14 protein-coding genes are annotated in these 16,234 nt (G+C 71.8%); 8 read left to right on the plus strand and 6 right to left on the minus strand.

What is annotated here, in order from left to right:
• Window positions 1–10: 10 nt before the first annotated feature.
• Window positions 11–1,009 (plus strand): glycoside hydrolase family 26 protein, encoded by a 999-nt coding sequence (locus tag ABD143_RS29815; protein WP_343984776.1) that lies wholly within the window; start codon window positions 11–13, stop codon window positions 1,007–1,009.
• On the opposite strand, the gene ABD143_RS29820 is transcribed toward ABD143_RS29815, so the two are convergent.
• The 3 genes from ABD143_RS29820 to ABD143_RS29830 are packed head-to-tail and all read right to left on the minus strand — an operon-like array spanning window position 1,010 to window position 5,359.
• Complete coding sequence (locus tag ABD143_RS29820; protein WP_343984777.1) at window positions 1,010–2,647, minus strand: ABC-F family ATP-binding cassette domain-containing protein; 1,638 nt, start codon at window positions 2,645–2,647, stop codon at window positions 1,010–1,012.
• A 39-nt stretch (window positions 2,648–2,686) separates the two neighbouring features.
• Entirely contained in the window at window positions 2,687–4,585 is a 1,899-nt protein-coding gene (locus ABD143_RS29825) for an FtsX-like permease family protein (RefSeq protein WP_343984778.1), read from the minus strand.
• A gap of 3 nt (window positions 4,586–4,588) precedes the next feature.
• Complete coding sequence (locus tag ABD143_RS29830; RefSeq protein ID WP_343984779.1) at window positions 4,589–5,359, minus strand: ABC transporter ATP-binding protein; 771 nt, start codon at window positions 5,357–5,359, stop codon at window positions 4,589–4,591.
• A gap of 140 nt (window positions 5,360–5,499) precedes the next feature.
• On the opposite strand from ABD143_RS29830, the gene ABD143_RS29835 reads away from it, so the two are divergent.
• From ABD143_RS29835 to ABD143_RS29845, 3 genes are all read left to right on the plus strand, one after another.
• Entirely contained in the window at window positions 5,500–5,787 is a 288-nt protein-coding gene (locus ABD143_RS29835; protein WP_343984780.1) for a hypothetical protein, read from the plus strand.
• A 152-nt stretch (window positions 5,788–5,939) separates the two neighbouring features.
• Complete coding sequence (locus ABD143_RS29840) at window positions 5,940–7,181, plus strand: helix-turn-helix domain-containing protein (RefSeq protein ID WP_343985014.1); 1,242 nt, start codon at window positions 5,940–5,942, stop codon at window positions 7,179–7,181.
• Window positions 7,178–7,744: a flavoprotein gene (locus ABD143_RS29845; protein ID WP_343984781.1), complete on the plus strand. Its 567-nt coding sequence runs from the start codon at window positions 7,178–7,180 to the stop codon at window positions 7,742–7,744. The genes ABD143_RS29840 and ABD143_RS29845 overlap by 4 nt, the downstream gene beginning before the upstream one ends.
• Before the next feature lie 404 nt (window positions 7,745–8,148).
• Here ABD143_RS29845 and ABD143_RS29850 read toward each other — a convergent pair whose 3' ends face one another.
• From ABD143_RS29850 to ABD143_RS29860, 3 genes are read right to left on the minus strand one after another with little or no spacing between them, the layout of a single operon-like run.
• Window positions 8,149–9,531, minus strand: a complete 1,383-nt coding sequence (locus ABD143_RS29850) for an MGH1-like glycoside hydrolase domain-containing protein (RefSeq protein WP_343984782.1) — start codon at window positions 9,529–9,531, stop codon at window positions 8,149–8,151.
• Window positions 9,528–10,328, minus strand: coding sequence for a sugar phosphate isomerase/epimerase family protein (locus ABD143_RS29855; RefSeq protein WP_343984783.1), 801 nt, complete (start codon window positions 10,326–10,328; stop codon window positions 9,528–9,530). Before ABD143_RS29855 ends, ABD143_RS29850 begins: the two co-directional genes overlap by 4 nt.
• The gene (locus ABD143_RS29860) at window positions 10,325–11,491 is read right to left on the minus strand and encodes a zinc-dependent alcohol dehydrogenase (protein WP_343984784.1); all 1,167 of its coding nucleotides are present in this window, start codon (window positions 11,489–11,491) and stop codon (window positions 10,325–10,327) included. Before ABD143_RS29860 ends, ABD143_RS29855 begins: the two co-directional genes overlap by 4 nt.
• 171 nt (window positions 11,492–11,662) lie before the next feature.
• On the opposite strand from ABD143_RS29860, the gene ABD143_RS29865 reads away from it, so the two are divergent.
• The 4 genes from ABD143_RS29865 to ABD143_RS29880 are packed head-to-tail and all read left to right on the plus strand — an operon-like array spanning window position 11,663 to window position 16,234.
• Window positions 11,663–13,057: an ABC transporter substrate-binding protein gene (locus ABD143_RS29865; RefSeq protein ID WP_343984785.1), complete on the plus strand. Its 1,395-nt coding sequence runs from the start codon at window positions 11,663–11,665 to the stop codon at window positions 13,055–13,057.
• Window positions 13,054–14,058, plus strand: coding sequence for a carbohydrate ABC transporter permease (locus ABD143_RS29870; protein ID WP_343984786.1), 1,005 nt, complete (start codon window positions 13,054–13,056; stop codon window positions 14,056–14,058). The genes ABD143_RS29865 and ABD143_RS29870 overlap by 4 nt, the downstream gene beginning before the upstream one ends.
• A complete protein-coding gene (locus ABD143_RS29875) occupies window positions 14,055–14,987 on the plus strand; it encodes a carbohydrate ABC transporter permease (RefSeq protein ID WP_343984787.1) in 933 nt (310 codons plus the stop codon). Before ABD143_RS29870 ends, ABD143_RS29875 begins: the two co-directional genes overlap by 4 nt.
• Window positions 14,988–15,022: 35 nt before the next feature.
• A complete protein-coding gene (locus ABD143_RS29880) occupies window positions 15,023–16,234 on the plus strand; it encodes an ROK family transcriptional regulator (RefSeq protein ID WP_343984788.1) in 1,212 nt (403 codons plus the stop codon).

Consider the following 16,234-nt stretch of genomic DNA (forward strand, 5'->3'; position numbering starts at 1 on the left):
GCGTATGTGTGTGCAGAGCCAGGAACGGATCCGGCCCCTCAACCGCCGCACGCTGCTGCAGGGTGTGGTGGCCGCCGCCGCGCTCGCGGCTTGCGCCCCTGCCGAACCACCATCGGCGGAGGCCCAGACGCCGCTGGTCGAGCAGGCCGTCTGGGGCGCGTACGCGTCCACCGAGCCCTACCCCGACTGCGACGCCCACTTCGCGCTCGAGCGGCTGCTCGGCGTGCGGCTGTCGTGGATGTCGTGGTTCTTCAACTGGTCGGTGCCGTGGCCGACGGTCGGCGGGGAGCAGGCGGCGGCCGGCGGGTACGACGTGCTGCTGGCGTGGCAGCCGCAGCTAGACCGCGGTCCCGTGATGTTCGCCGACGTGCTGGCCGGGGAGTACGACGACTACCTGACGCGCTTCTTCACCTTGGCCGCCGCGCACCCGGGGCAGGTGATGATCCGGTTCGCGCACGAGATGAACGGAACCGGCTACCCGTGGGCGCTCGGCTACGACGGAGACCGGCAGCGCGCTGTCTCCAGCACCCGTCAGTTCGTGTCGACCTGGCGCTATGTCGTGGAGTTCCAGCGCCGGCTCGGTGGCGACAACGTGCGGTTCCAGTGGTGCGTCATGACGGCCGACCGCGGCGGGGTCGCGGCCGAGGAGTTCTATCCGGGCGACGACTGGGTGGACGCCCTCGGCTTGGACGTCTACAACGGCTACTACGGCTGGCAGGAGCCGCGGGCAGTGATCAGCTACACCTACCGGCGGCTCACGGCGATCAACTCGCACATGCCGGTGTGGATCTCCGAGCTCGGCTGCCGTGAGCCCGGTATCCGCGAGGAGTCGGGCGACGGGCCGCTGCCGGGGGAGAGCAAGGCGCGGTGGCTCTCGACGCTGTTCGCCAGCACGGAGTTCCCGCGGATCACCAACGTCAACTTCTTCCACGCGGCCCGGGCGTACGACTGGCGGCTGAACTCCTCGCGCGATGCCCTGGAGGTCTGCCGCACCGCGCTCGGCGGCTGATCAGGCCTCGGTCAGCTTCCCGTCCGCCACGGTCCAGCGACGGGTCGTGCGCACCGTGTCCAGCATCCGGCGGTCGTGGGTGACCAGCAGGACCGTGCCGGGGAACGAGTCGAGGGCCTGCTCCAGCTGCTCGATCGCGGGCAGGTCGAGGTGGTTGGTGGGCTCGTCGAGCACCAGCAGGTTCACCTCTCGGGCCTGCAGCAGCGCGAGCGCGGCGCGGGTGCGCTCTCCCGGCGAGAGCGACGCGGCCGGGCGGGGCACATGGTCGGATGTGAGACCGAACTTCGCGAGCAGCGTGCGGATGTCCGACTCGGCCCAGTCGGGTACGGCGTCGCCGAACGCCCTGGCCAGCGGCTCGGGGCCGAGGAAGAGCCCACGGGCCTGGTCGACCTCGCCGACGCGCACGCCCGAGCCCAGCCCGCCGCTGCCCTCGTCGAGCGGGATGCGACCCAGCAGGGCGCCGAGCAGGGTGGTCTTACCGGAGCCGTTCGCGCCGGTGACCACCACGCGGTCGGCCCAGTCCACCTGCGCGTCCACCGGGCCGAGCGTGAACGGGCCGCGCCGCACCACGGCCCCGGACAGCGACGCCACCACCGCGCCCGACCGCGGCGCAGCGGCGATCGTCATCCGCAGCTCCCACTCCTTGCGGGGCTCCTCGACGACGTCGAGCCGCTCCATCATCCGCTGCGTCTGGCGGGCCTTCGCGGCCTGTTTCTCGCTGGTCTCGGCCCGGTTCTTCCGGGTGATCTTGTCGTTGTCGGTGGCCTTGCGCCGCGCGTTGCGCACGCCCTGCGCCATCCAGTTGCGCTGCATCTGGGCGCGGTCCTTGAGCCCGCTCAGCTTGTCGTCGTACTCCTCGTAGGCCTCGCGGGCGTGGCGCCGTGCTACGTCCCGCTCGACGAGGTAACTGTCATAACCGCCGTCGTAGACGCCGACCTGCTGCTGCGCAAGATCGAGTTCCACCACGCGGGTCACGGTGCGGGCGAGGAACTCGCGGTCGTGGCTGACGATCACGGCAGGCGAGCGCAGGCCCTGCACGAACCGTTCGAGCCGTTCCAGGCCGTCGAGGTCCAGGTCGTTGGTCGGCTCGTCGAGCAGCAGCACGTCGTAGCGGGAGAGCAGCAGCGCGGCGAGCCCGGCGCGAGCGGCCTGCCCGCCGGAGAGCGCCGTCATCGGGGCGTCGAGGTCGACCCCGAGCCCGACGTCGGCCACCACCTCACCCGTGCGTTCGTCCAGGTCGGCGCCGCCGAGGGCGAGCCAGCGGTCGAGGGCGACAGCGTAGGCGTCGTCGGCACCCGGTGCGCCGGCGCCGAGCGCCTCGGCGGCTGCGTCCATGGCGCTCTGCGCTGCCGCGACGCCGGTGCGGCGGGCGAGGAACGCCCGCACGGTCTCGCCCGGCCTGCGGTCGGGCTCCTGCGGGAGGTGCCCGATCGTGGCGTCTGGCGGGCTGACGAGGACCTTGCCCTCCTCCGCCTCCTGCTCGCCAGCGAGCAGCCGCAGGAGCGTGGACTTGCCGGCGCCGTTGGCGCCGACGAGCCCGACGACGTCTCCGGGCGCGACGACGAGGTCGAGCCCGGAGAAGAGGACGCGGGCGCCGTGGCCGGCGGCGAGAGAGGTGGCCTGGAGCGTGGCACTCATGTCGACCGAAACGCTACCCGCCCGAAGATCGCGTTGGGGTCAGTCCCTCGCGGCCAGGAGCGTCACCCGGGTCCCGCGTGTTGCCGACCATGACGTGAGCACGCTCGTCACCAGGAACGCCCCGGCCACCACGGTCAGCACGAGTGGCCACGGGAGGGCGAGTGTCGCGTGGCCGGTGACGGCGGTCGTGGCGCCGAGCACAGCCGCGAGCGTCCCCGCCGCGGCGACCGCTCCCAGCACCAGCCCGACCGCCGTGACACCCCACGCCTCCACGAGCGCCATCCGCACCACTTGCCTGCGGGTGAGGCCGGTGGCGCGGGCGGCCGCGAACTCGGGTCGCCGCGCGGCAGCGCCGATCACCACCGAGTTGACCACGCCTATGAGCGCGTACATCCCCCCGAGGCCCATGACCACGAGGAACACGCCGGCGCTCGTCGCGTCGCGGGCCGCGGCGTCGCGGGCGATCCACTCCCCGACACCGTGCACCGTGCCGATCGACGTGAGCGCGGCGCTCACCGCGCCCGGGTCGGTCCCCGGCTCCAGGGCGACGAACGTCCGGGACGGGCCCGCTGCCACGTCCCCGGCGGGCGCGAGACCAGGCGGGAGCAGCAGGGTCGCTCCGCCGCCGATCCCGGGGGGCACGGCGGCGACGACGGGCAGCGGGCCCAGGTCGGTGTCGCCTGCCCGCACGCCGACGGTGTCGCCGACCGCGCCGCCGTCCCCACCGGGGCCGCCGGCGACGCTCCGCCCGACCAGCCCGTCGAGTGAGCCGGCGCCGGGGTGTGCGACGGGGTAGGCCGCCGGGTCGACGACGAGCCCGAGCCCCGTTTCGGTCTCGGCGTCCTCGCCGCTGCCGTGGGTCACGGCGACCGGCACCTCGATCTCGGTGGAGGCCGCCGCGACTCCCGGAACGGCGGCCACCTGCGCACCGACGGGGCCGGTCGCCTCGACGACGAGGTCGGCGACGGTGCTGCGGCGCTGCTCCGCCTCCCCGGCCGCGGCGAACGACGTGAGCGCCCCCGACTGGCCGAGCACCAGCGCCACCAGCACGATCAGCGGCGCTGCCGTGGCGGCGCTGCGCCGCACCCCGTCGCGCATGTTGGCCCTGGCCAGCTCGCCGAGCACGCCCGCGCGACCGGCCGGGAGCAGCCGGGCGACGCCCGGAACGAGCAGCGGGCTCAACGCGCTGAGCGCCACCGACCCGCAGAGCGCCACGTTCACGGCCATCGCCATGCCACCAGCGGCGCCACCGATGGGAGCCAGCACGATCAGGGCGATCGCGCCTGCGGTGAACAGGATCCCGATCACCCAGCGACCCGCGGTCATCACGCGGGCGGCGTCTCCGGTGTCGCGCAGCGCCTCCAGCGGCCGGACCTGCGCCGCCCGCCGCGCTGCGACCAGCACCCCGGCGAGCGCGACGCCGAGCCCGACACCTACCGAGACGCCGAGGATCCACGTGCGCCACTCGGCGGTGAACCCGGCGGGGACGAACCCGAGCGCGCCCAGCAGCCAGGACTGGAACGACATCGTGGCGAGGCCGGCCGGCACGCCGACGGCTGTACCGGCCAGGCCGAGCAGCACGGCCTCCCCGAGCAGCAGCCGGTGCAGCTGGCCGCGACCGCCGCCCGCCAGTCGCAGCAGGGCGAGGTCGCGGCGGCGCTGGGCCACCGTGAACGCGAAGGTCGAGCCGACGATGAACACGGCGAGGAACGCCGAGAAGCCGAGTGTCAGCGCCGACACCGTCACCGCGACGGAGGCGCCTTCGGTGAACCGGATCGCGTCGGACGCGGAGAGCCCGGCGGGGACGTCGAGGGTGGCCGCGGAGATCAGCACGAGCAAGGAGGACTGCACGAGCGCCACCCCGAGGCAGACGGTCAGCGCGGCACCGATGAAGAGCGGCCAGCGCTCGGTGAACGTGGACCAGGACAGGCGCAACACGGCTCAGCCCTCCAGCGCGACGAGGCGGTCGGCGACAGCGCGGGCGGTCGGATGGACCAGCCGGTCGACCAGCCGGCCGTCGCGCAGGAACAATGCGGCGTCGGCACGGGCCGCGGCCGCCGGGTCGTGGGTGACCATCACGATCGTCTGCCCACTGTCGACCATCGCCCGAAGCTGGTCGAGCACCGTGCGGGCGGCGGTCGAGTCGAGGGCGCCGGTCGGTTCGTCGGCGAACAGCACCTCGGGGCGGGTCACCATCGCGCGGGCGATCGCCACCCGCTGCTGCTGCCCGCCGGAGAGCTCGCGGGGCCGGTGCCGGGTCCGATCACCGAGGCCGACGGCGGCGAGCACCGCCCGGACCTCGGCCTTGGCCGGCCGGCGCCCGGCCAGCCGCAGTGGGAGCGCAACGTTCTGCTCGGCGGTGAGCGAGCCGATGAGGTTGAAGCTCTGGAAGACGAACCCGATGCGGTCCCGGCGCAGCGCGGTGAGGTCGGCGTCGCCGGCGGAGGTGATGTCCGTCCCGCCCAGCAGAACCTGCCCGCTGTCCACCCGCTCGAGTCCCGCCGCGCAATGCAGGAGCGTGGACTTCCCCGAGCCGGACGGGCCCATCACCGCGGTCCAGGTGCCGCGCGGGAAGCCGACATCGACGCGGTCGACCGCGCGCACAGCCGCGGTGCCGCTGCCGTAGGTCCGGCTCACCCCGCGCAGCTCGACGGCCGCCTGCAGGGTGCGGGGTACTGCCGCCGTCATGGTCCCCGTCATGGTTCCGGTCATGGCGACGAGTCCACACCGGCCCGGCCCCGCAGGCAGTCGCCTGCGCCCCCGAACCCGGGTGGGGATTACCCCATCCCGCTCAGAATGTGAGCACCCGCAGCTACCTGGGAGTAATCGTTGGTCACGGCAGGGGGGACCGCATGCGCGTCGACGCGCGGCTTCAGCAGCTCGCCGAGCGCAGCGCGAACTTCGGTTTCCTGCTGTCAGTGGAACCTGTGCTGCTGTCCAACGGCGCGGCAGCCTATGACGATCCGAACACGGTTCTCGTCAAGGCACGTCAGTTCGGGGAAGCGGCTGCCGACTCGCTGATCGCGCGAATGGGCCTGCGGAACGGCCAGGCGACGTGCTGCTCAGCATGGCATGCGAACGGATTCGGAGGAGGTGAACGGAATCTAGTGCGTCAGACAGTTCCGGGGTTATGGCGATGAGGGGTGTAGAGGAATCTCGGTCAAAGCCGACCAGGGCGAGTTGTGGGAACGAAGCCGCGGTCCGATTCGAGCGAGCCTCGTATCCCGATAGCCTCTCGTCTGATGGCACGGCTGGCGTGTCGACGACGCCGACTGGTGGCATGGTCTTCCTCGTGCGCGGTGCGGGGGATCAGCTGACTGTCGGAGAGCGGGTCGCCTTCTACCGGGCTCGGCGCGGTCTGACCCAGACCCAGCTCGCGAATCTCGTCGGGCGTGGCCCTGACTGGTTGAGCAAGATCGAGCGGGGCGAGCGGCAGCTGCGGAACGTCGAGACGTTGGCGGAACTGGCCAAAGCGCTCCGGGTGTCCCTGGGTGACCTCCTGGGGCAGCCCGTGCTGATGGAGGACGAGCCCGAGCTCGACGATGTGCCGGCGATCCGTGATGCCCTGATGGCACCCGCGCGGCTGTCCCGCGTGCTCTACGGGCAACCGTCTCCTGCGACGGTCATCGAGCCGTCACGAGCGGCGCAGCTCGTCGAGTTCGCATGGTCCGACTACCAGCGGGGTCGGCTCGGTCTGGTGGTGGCGCACCTACCCGGGTTGATCCGCGCTGCTCAGCAGCTCGAGGACACGGCTTCGGGGAGCACGGACACAGTGCGACGGCAGTCGTGGTCAGTGTCGGCGAGGACTCACCACCTGGCGGCGACTGCGTTGAGCAAGGTCGGCGAAGCGGATCTGTCCTGGATCGCGGCGGAACGTGCGATGCGTGCCGCGGATCGATCCGATGATGTGTTGGTCCTCGCCTCGACTGCCCGGGCGGCCACACATGCACTCCTCGCAGTCGGCCGCTTCGAGGATGCGGTCGATGTCGGTGAGACCGCGGAGAGATGGCTGGTTGCGCGCGCCGAGCAAGGAGATCCAGAGGCGCTGAGCCTCTTCGGGATGCTGCACCTGCGGACTGCGGTGGCGGCGGCTCGACTACAGGACCGCGCCGGGGCCAGCGAGCTGCTCGACAAGGCGCAGCTTGCCGCCGATCGCCTCGGCGAGGACGCCGACCACTGGAAGACATCGTTCGGCCCGACGAACGTAGCGCTGCACAGGCTGTCGGTCGGCCTCGATCTCGGTGATGTCGGCTGGATGGCTGAACACGGCCCGCGGGTCGGTGCGGAGAACATGCCTGTGGAGCGCCGGGTCACCCACCTGATCGATGTTGCACGAGCGATGTCGCATCTCGCCCGGGACTCGGAAGCACTCGACATGCTGTTGAGCGCGGAGCGCGAATCGCCGGCGCTGTTCCGGCACAACGCGGCGGTCCGGGAAGCGGTGAAGGCGATGTACCGGCGCGCACCCGTCACCGGCGGGATGCGATCGTCTCAGCTGCTGGAGTTGGCCAAGCGCTGCCGAGCGGTTCGGTGACGGGCAGCCAACCGGTCATCGGCTTGATCGCCTCAGGAGCTGGGGGCGTCGAGACGATCCGCGCGGGCTTCGTGGAACCCGCCCGTGATCGAGGCTGGCAGGTCGCCATCACGCTGACGCCCACAGCTGCCCGGTGGTTGGACGACACCGGCGAACGGGATCGGCTCGATCGGGCGGCCGGCCTTCCTGTTCGGAGCCGCCCGAGGATGCCGGGCGAGCGCAGCCCGCATCCGCCGGTCGACTGCCACGTCATCGCTCCGGCGAGCGCCAACACCTTCGCCAAGCTCGCCCTCGGCGTCGCGGACAACCAAGCTCTGACCACTGCGGTCGAGGCCATCGGGCACGGCGCCGTTCCCGTGGTGGTCTTTCCGCGTGTCAATGCCGCACATGTTCGACATCCCGCGTGGCCCTCGCACGTAGCCGCTCTCGAGTCAGCTGGGGTGCATCTCGTCCAGGGCGAGGATGTGTGGCCGCTCTACGAGCCGCGGGAGGCGGATCCCGATCGGCAACTGCCGTGGCCGGAGATCATCGATCTCGTCGCACGGCTGACAGATTCGGGCTGATCAGCCACAGACCTGACCCGGACCCGGACATTTCGTACGGGTTGATCCGCTGATCCTGCGGTCTTCTCGCGATGTGTCCCCAACCCCTCGCGATGGTGAAGCTGCTGATATCGCCGCTCGTTGCATCACCGCTGCAGCTCAGTTCCTCGCCGGTCAGGCGGGTGCGGCGGACCGCGCGCTCGCCAAACATCGACGTGCCTCGGATGGACGTTGCACAGGCTGCATGACGCGGCATGTGTCGTGGCCGTGCTCAACAGCCGTGATCGCGCAGCAGGCTCGAAGCCTGCAGTCGGCCACGGATCGCTGAGTCGTGAGTACTGTCCGCAGCCCAACGTCAGCAAGGTGACATTGCAGACGTTCAACGTCAGCGGGGCCACCCCCCTGACGTCCGGGCCCGGGGGTTCTCAGCCTCTCGCGGTCGCCAGGGGGCGACTCGGCTGGGCCTGCTGGCCCGTCAGCAGGTCGAGGGTGAGCGCCGCGGACCAGCTGAAGTCGCCGACACCCCGGCAGGCCCCGGTGTTCGGGTCGAAGTACTCGCGGAACCCCTGGTCGCGCACGGCTGTGAGCATCGCCGTGCGCAGCGTCGCGACATCGGCGTCGCGCCCGTGGCGTTCCAAGCCGCGCAGGACGAGCCAGCTCGTGTTGATCCACGCGGGTCCGCGCCAGTAGCGGGTGCTGTCGAATGCGGCGCCGGTGAGGTCGTAGCTGGGCAGCGGCACGCGGTCGTTCAGTCCGAAGTGCGGACCGGTGATGGCTGTGACCAGCCCGTCGACCACGTCCTCGGGGAGATCCAGCAGGAGTGGCGCGAGCCCGCTGACGGTGGACTCGGGGATCGGCGCGCCGTGCCGGTCGAGCGCGCGGAACAGCCCTGCGCCCGGGTCGTAGCAGTGCTCGAGGAGCGCGTTCCGCAGCTCCGCGGCCCGGCGCCGGTGCGGCTCGGACGGTTCGCCGATCTCGTCCGCGATGTGCGCCAGCGCCTCCTCCGCCCACGCGAGCAGGGCGTTGAACAGCGGGTCGACCACGACGAACGGGTGCGTGGGCAGCGCCGCGGCGTCACGGTAGCCGTGGCCGCGGTAGGCCTCCGCGATGGCGACGTACCGCGCGTAGTCGGCGCCCGTCGGCCGCTCGGCGGCGTTGACGTGGTCGAGGTCGTGGCGGCGGTGCCCGGCCAGCGGGCCCTCGGGACGGTCTGGCAGCGGCACCGCGGCCAGCTCGGCGTCCCAGGCAGGGGAGTTGTCCTGGCCCGACTCCCACGGGTGCACGATCACCACCAGCCCGTTGCCGGCCGAGCGCTCGCGCACGAGGTAGTCGTGCTGCGCGCGCAGCCGCGGGTACATCCGGCGCAGGAAGCGGCGCCCGAGCGCGGGAGCAGCTGCGTAGACCTCCCACACCGCCACGGCGTGCACCGGCGGCTGCACGATGCCCGACGTCTCCCGGCCCCCTGCCCGTCGATTCGGCGCCTCGGGCACATCGCGGGAGCGCCAGAAGTCGGGGCCGGGGAAGTATGCGTCCCGGGCCACCCGCGGGTTGAACACGATGTGCGGCACCCGCCCGTCGGACCACTGCGAGGCGAAGAGCGAGTGCAGCTCCTGGCGCCCCCGCGCGGGCGAGATCTGGGCCCAGCCGATCGCGATGAACGCCGAGTCCCAGCTCCACTGGTGCGGGTACAGCCGCCGCGACGGCACGGTGTACCCGTGCTCCCAGTTGCCGCGCAGCACCCCGGCCGCGCTGCGGCGCAGCGCGTCGGGGTCGATCGGCAGCCCGCTCGTGCGGTCGATCTCGGTCACTCCGCCGCTGCTGCGCGCAACGTCGCCGCCGCCTTCGGGAGCACCTGCTCCGCGGGCCCGGACAGGCGGCACTCCGCCGCCAGGTCGCCGGTGTAGCCGATGCTCGCGAGCGCGGCGAGGAACGCGGTCCAGTCGATGTGGCCCGCACCCGGCTCGAGCCGGTTGGAGTCCGACACCTGCACGTGGAACAGCCGGTCCGAGGCGGCGACCAGCGCTGTGGGCGGGTGGGTCTCCTCGATGTTCATGTGGTAGGAGTCGGCCACCACCCCGACGCTGCCGAGCCCGGTGTCGACGGCCAGCTCAACGGCCTGGTCGAGCCGGTTGACCATGTGGTCCTCGTACCGGTTGAGGGGCTCCAGGAGGATCTTCACGCCCTCGCGCTCGGCGTGCCTGCCCAGCTCGCCCAGCGCGTCGAGCAGCACCGCCCGGTCGCCGTCCTCGTCACGTGGCGGGACGAACGGGGGCAGGCGGCGCGAGAACATCCCGTAGGACGCCGGCGTCATCGCCGAGGAGCCGCCGATCTCGGCGATCACCGACAGCATCGTGCGCAGGTTGGCGAGCGCGTCGCTGCGCCGCTCCGCGTCGAAGTCGCCGATGAAGTGCAGCATCTCGACGCACACGGTGTTCATCACGACGCCGTCGCGGCGGGCCTGGTGCAGCTCCGGGAGCCGCTCCCGGATGCGGTGCCCGCCCCGGCCGCGCAGCTCGATGCCGTCGTAGCCGAAGCGCTGCGCCGCCTCCCATTTCTCCTGCAGCGTGTCGCCGGGGAGCAGCTGCTCCTGGCAGGTGAGGTTCACGACGCACTCCTGACGGGGTTCGGGTCGATGGGCCCTTGGGCTGGTTCGGCGATGCGGCGAGCCGGTTCGGCGCGCATCGCCTCGGGACGGAAGTCGAGCACCACCTGCAGTGCCGCGGCCGGGTCGGCGTCCAGCAGCGCGTAGGCGTCGGCGGCGAGCGGGGCCGGGATGAGGTGGCTGACAAGTGACAGCACGTCGATCTGGCCGGCGGCGACCAGTTCCACCACGGTCCTGTGCAGGCGCTCGGTGCTCCACCGCTGGGCGATCGCCTGCGGGGCGGAGGAGATCTGGGACGACACGAGCTGCACGCGGTTGTGGTGGAACTCCTCGCCGAGGCGCAGCCCGAGGCCGTCGCCCTGGTAGAAGCCGGCGGCGACGACCCGGCCGCCTGCCGCGCACCCGCGGATCGCCTCGTGCAGCGCCTGGTACGAGCCACTGATCTCGATGCAGACGTCCGCACCGCGGGCCTCGGTGAGGTCCTTGATCCGTTCGCCGACATCGTCGGCCATCGGGTCGAGCGCCTGGGAGGCGCCGAGCGCGAGCGCTCGGTCGCGACGGGAGGCGATCCCGTCGACGGCGATCACGGTCGCGCCGCTGCGGGCCGCGAACTGCGAGGCGATCAGGCCGAGCACGCCCTGGCCGAACACGGCGACGGTCTCGCCGATGTGGATGTCGGCGGCGAGCACGGCGTTCAGGGCGACCGCCCCGACCCTGGCGAACGTGCCCGCCAGCGGGTCGAGCCCGGCGGGCAGCAGCCGCTCGGCGACCTTCTCCACCGGCAGCACCGCCTCGCCGCGGTGGCCCCAGAGGCCCCACACGACCGCGCCGAGCAGGGCCGGGTCGACGCCCGCGCCGAGGCCGACGATCTCGCCGACCTCGCTGTAGCCCCAGACCGTGTTCGGGTAGCCGTTCACGGCGGCCTCGTCGACGAACAGACGCCGCTCCGGGTCGAAGACCCGGTCGAGGTGCGGGTTTGTACCGCGGTAGAGCGTGAGCTCCGTGCCGGCGGAGATGCCCGAGTACAGGGTGTGCAGCCGCACATGGCCTGGGGGGAGCGTCGCGGGCGGCAGGGGGAGCACGTCCACCCGGCGCGGTCCGGTGAGGGCCACGACAACCGGGCGAGTATCGAGCGGGTCTGCCGCGTCGGGGGCGACAAGTTCCATTGGGTCTGATCCTCAGATCTTCTGACCGTCACTGCTGACGAAATTCAAGTTACCAGCGACCTATTTACGCTTACCTGTCAATCATATATCCCCCAACCAGCGGTTGTGGATCAGTCCACGTCGAGGTTCACTGTGCGCCACCTGTTCCGAGCTGCGATGGGGGAGCTTGAGATGAGCACCGTGACCAGACGCATCGGCGTGACCCTCGGCCTCGTCTCCGCGATGCTCCTGTCCGCCTGCGGGGGCGGCGGCCAGGGCGGGGGCGGTGATCCACAGGCCATCACCGTGTGGACCGCCGACACGCTGCCCGACCGCGTCGCGGCCACGCAGGCGATCATCAATCGCTTCACGCAGCAGACGGGAATCCAGGTCAAACTCGTCGGGGTGGAGGAGGACCAGTTCAACCAGGTCCTCACGTCCTCGGCGGCGTCAGGCGCGCTGCCGGACGTGATCGGCTCGATCCCGCTGTCGTCGGTGCGCACGCTCGCCACCAACCAGCTGGTGAACACCGACGCCACGAAGGCGGTGATCGACGCGCTCGGGCCCGCGACCTGGAACTCCAGGGCACTCGAGCTCACCCGCGACGGGGACCGGCAGCTCGCGGTGCCGAGCGAGGCCTGGTCGCAGCTCCTCTACTACCGCCGTGACCTCTTCCAGGCCGCCGGGCTGCCGGCTCCCACCACCTACGACGCCATCCTCAACGCCGCCCGGAGGCTGGACACGCCGGAACGGGCGGGTTTCGTCGGGGCCACGGCGCCCGGCGACGCGTTCACCCAGCAGACGTTCGAGCACATCGCGCTCGCCAACGGATGCCAGATGGTCGACAACGCCGGCACGATCACGATCGACAGCCCCCAGTGCGTCGCGGCCTTCGACTTCTACCGCGACCTGATCAGCAACTACTCTGTGCCGGGCACGCAGGACGTCGACACGGTCCGCGCCTCCTACTTCGCGGGCCAGTCGGCCATGGCGATCTGGTCGACGTTCCTGCTCGACGAGCTCGCGGGGCTGCGCAACGACGCCATGCCCAGCTGCCCGGAGTGCGCGGCCGACCGCACGTTCCTCGCGAAGAACACCGGGATCGTCACCGCCCTGGCGGGGCCGCAGGGCACCGCACCAGCGCAGTTCGGCGAGGTGGTCTCGTGGGCGATCACGTCCGACGCGAAGACCGAGCCGGCGCAGCGGTTCGTGCAGTTCATGCTGAGCGACGGCTACACCGACTGGCTGGCGTTCGCGCCGGAGGGCAAGTACCCGGCCCGGACGGGGAGTGCTCCCGGCGCCACCGACTTCGTCGACACCTGGGAGAAGCTGCCGGTCGGCGTCGACACCGAGGGCCCGCTCGCGCAGTTCTACCCGCAGGACGTGCTCGACGCGCTGCAGACCGGACCGGAGGCCTTCAGCCGCTGGGGCATCACGCAGGGCCAGGGCGATCTGGTCGGCGCGTCCCTCGGCGAGCTGCCGGTGCCCGCCGCCGTCGCCGCAGTGACCAGCGGCGGCACCGACGCGCAGGGCGCGGCCCAGCAGGCCGCCGCCTCGCTGCGCAACATCCAGAGCTCCCTCCGGTGAGTGCCGGCGCCGAGGTCGGGGCGGCCCCGGCGCCGCCCCGGCCGGCCGGGGGCCGTCGCGGCGGGAGCGGGCGGACGCTCGCGCGGGCGGACGCCCGTGCCGGGCTGGCGCTGATCTCGCCGACGCTCGTGATCGTCCTGGTGATGGTCGTCGTGCCGATCCTCTGGACGGTCCTGCTCGCCTTCCAGCGGCTGCGGCTGCTCAACCTGCGCGGCGCGGGCCTCTTCGGCAACTTCACGCTGGCCAACTTCGAGAACGCCTTCACGTCGCCCGGATTCTGGAGCGCGCTCGCCACCACACTCGCGTACTCGGTGTTCGGTACGGCGCTCGCGATCGGGATCGGCCTCGTCGCGGCGCTCGCGCTGCGCAGGCCCTTTCGCGGCCGCGGGCTCGTCAGGGCGGCGATGCTGCTGCCCTACGTCGCCCCGATCGTCGCGGCGACGTTCGCCTGGACCACGATGCTCAGCCCGCAGTTCGGGGTGGCCAACCACTGGGGCACGCGGCTGCTGGGCTGGGACGAGCCGATCGCGTTCCTCAGCCAGCGCAGCAGCGAGGTGTCGATCTTCGGGCTCACGTTCGCGGTGCCGACGGCGCTGCTCACGGTGATCGCGTTCGAGGCGTGGCGGTCGTTCCCGTTCGCGTTCCTCTTCCTGACCGCGCGGCTGCAGGCTGTGCCGGCCACGCTGGAGGAGGCCGCGCGCGTGGACGGGGCCACCCAGACGCAGCGGTTCCGCTACATCGTGCTCCCGCAGCTCCTGCCGACGATCGCGGTCCTCGCCGTGCTGCGCTTCATCTGGACGTTCAACTCGTTCGACGACATCTACCTGCTCACGGGCGGCGGCGCGGGCACGGAGGTCGTCGCCGTGTCGGTCTTCAACACGTTGACGGCACGCGGGGACATCGGCGGGGCGGCCGCGCAGGCGCTCGTGCTCGCGGCGATCCTCGCCGTGTTCATCGGCCTGTACCTCTGGCGGCTCGCCCCTCGGGAGGAGCGGACGTGACCCAGCTGACGAGGGCCACAGAGACGGGCCCGGCGCCGGCCGCCGCGCCGGCCCGACGGCGCTTCAACCGCGACGCGTTCGAGAACCGACTGTTCGCGGTGCTGCGCGTGGTCGTGATCGTGCTCCTGCTGATCGTCACGCTTTTCCCCTTCTACTACATGGGGCTGCTCTCGCTGCGGCCGCTCGACCGGGTGCTGCAGGACCCGGGCGCGCTGTGGGTGGGCCCCTCCGAGGTCGACCTGGGCAGCTACGCGAGCGTGCTTGCGCCGCCGGCCTCGGGAGGCCAGGGCTTCCTGGTCTTCATGGCGAACAGTGCGATCGTGGCGCTCGGCGCGGTGGCGCTGACGCTGCTCTTCGCGCTGCCCGGCGCCTACGCGGTGAGCAGGCTGAACTTCTTCGGACGGCGCCAGATCAGCGTGCTGTTCCTCGCCGTCTACCTGTTCCCGAGCATCCTGCTCGCCGTCCCGCTCTTCGTTTTCTTCACCCGGATCGGGCTGCGCGGATCGCTGTTCGGCCTGCTCGTCGTCTACGTCTCGCAGATCGTGGCCGTGTCGATCTACATGCTGCGCAACTACTTCGACACGGTGCCGGTGAGCCTGGAGGAGGCCGCTGCCATCGACGGCTGCTCTCGCCTGGGCATCCTGCGCCGGATCAGCCTGCCGCTGGCAATGCCGGCGATCATGGCCAATGCGCTCTTCATCTTCATGATCGCGTGGAACGAGTTCCTGTTCGCGCTGCTCTTCCTCATCGAGGACCGCGACCGCTGGACCGTCTCCCTCGGGCTCTCGCAGCTGGCCGGAAGCATCGAGATCCCGACAACCGTGCTGATGGCGGGCTCGGTCATCGTGACCCTCCCGATCATCGCTCTCTTCTTCGCGAGCGAGAGACTCCTCACGGAGGGGCTCACCGCGGGAGCCGAGAAGGGCTGACCCGCGCCCGTCGGGTCAGGAGGAAGGTGGGCCTGGTGTCGGTCATCGACCCCGAGCGGACCGGCGCCGAGCGCGCCGCCACTCCGTTGTCGGCGGGCGGGCTGCTGCAGCTCGTGCGCCGGGGCGTCGCGACCACGCGGCGCGACCTGATCCGGGTCACCGGGCTGTCGCGGTCCACCGTCACCCAGCGCGTGGACGCGCTGCTGGCTGCCGGGCTGCTCAAGGAGCTGGCGGGCGAGGCCGAGGGGCGGGGCCGCCCGGCTGGGACCCTCGCGGTCGACGAGCGGTACGGGCACATCCTCGTCGCGGGACTGCACCGCGACCACGCCGAGCTGACGGCGATGGACATCGGTGGCCGGCTGTTGCACCAGAAGACGCTCCCGATGTCCATCAGCGAGGGGCCGGAGCGGGTTCTCACGGCAGTGGAGGCGGAGCTGGCAGGGCTGCTGGCCGAGGCCGATGTCGATCCGGGTGCCACCGTGGCGCTCGGCGTGGGCGTGCCGGGGCCGGTGGACGTCTCGGTCGGCCGCGCGATCCAGCCGCCCGTGATGCCCGGATGGCACGACTACCCCGTCCGTGACCGGCTGGAGGCGCACTTCGACGTGCCCGTGTACGTCGAGAACGACGCGAACCTCATGGCGCTCGGCGAGCAGCGGGTGCATTGGCCGCTGGCACCGAGCCTGCTGCTGGTGACGGTCGGGACGGGCATCGGCTCCGGGATCGTGATCGACGGGCGCCTCTACCGCGGGGTCGACGGGGGGGCGGGCGACATCGGGCACATCAAGATGTACGGGTACGAGGAGCGCTGCGCCTGTGGGGCGATCGGCTGCCTCGCCGCCGTCGCGTCCGGGGGAGCGCTGGTGAAGCAGCTCGCCGCGCTGGGCAAGGACGTCGCGCACGTCTCCGACGTCCGGCGGCTCGTGCAGCAGTGCGACGCGGACGCGGTGGCCGCGGTGCGGAAGGCGGGCCAGCTGGCGGGCGAGGTGATCACCACCGTGGTCTCGGTGCTGAACCCGGAGATCCTCGTGCTCGGGGGCGACATGGCCTACACCAACGAGCACTTCGTGACGGGGCTGCGGGAGCTGATCTACCAGCGCTCGCTGCCGAGGGCCACCCGGAACCTGCGGGTGGTGAGCACCCGGCTCGGGGCGCTGGCGTCCTTGGTGGGCATGCGCGAGCTGGTGCTGGACGAGGTCTTCGCCCCGGCGGCGGTGGACGCCCGCCTAGCCGCCGCGGCCGCAACCTGA

Origin of the sequence: Pseudonocardia aurantiaca (assembly GCF_039526725.1) — a bacterium.
Classification (GTDB): domain Bacteria; phylum Actinomycetota; class Actinomycetes; order Mycobacteriales; family Pseudonocardiaceae; genus Pseudonocardia; species Pseudonocardia aurantiaca.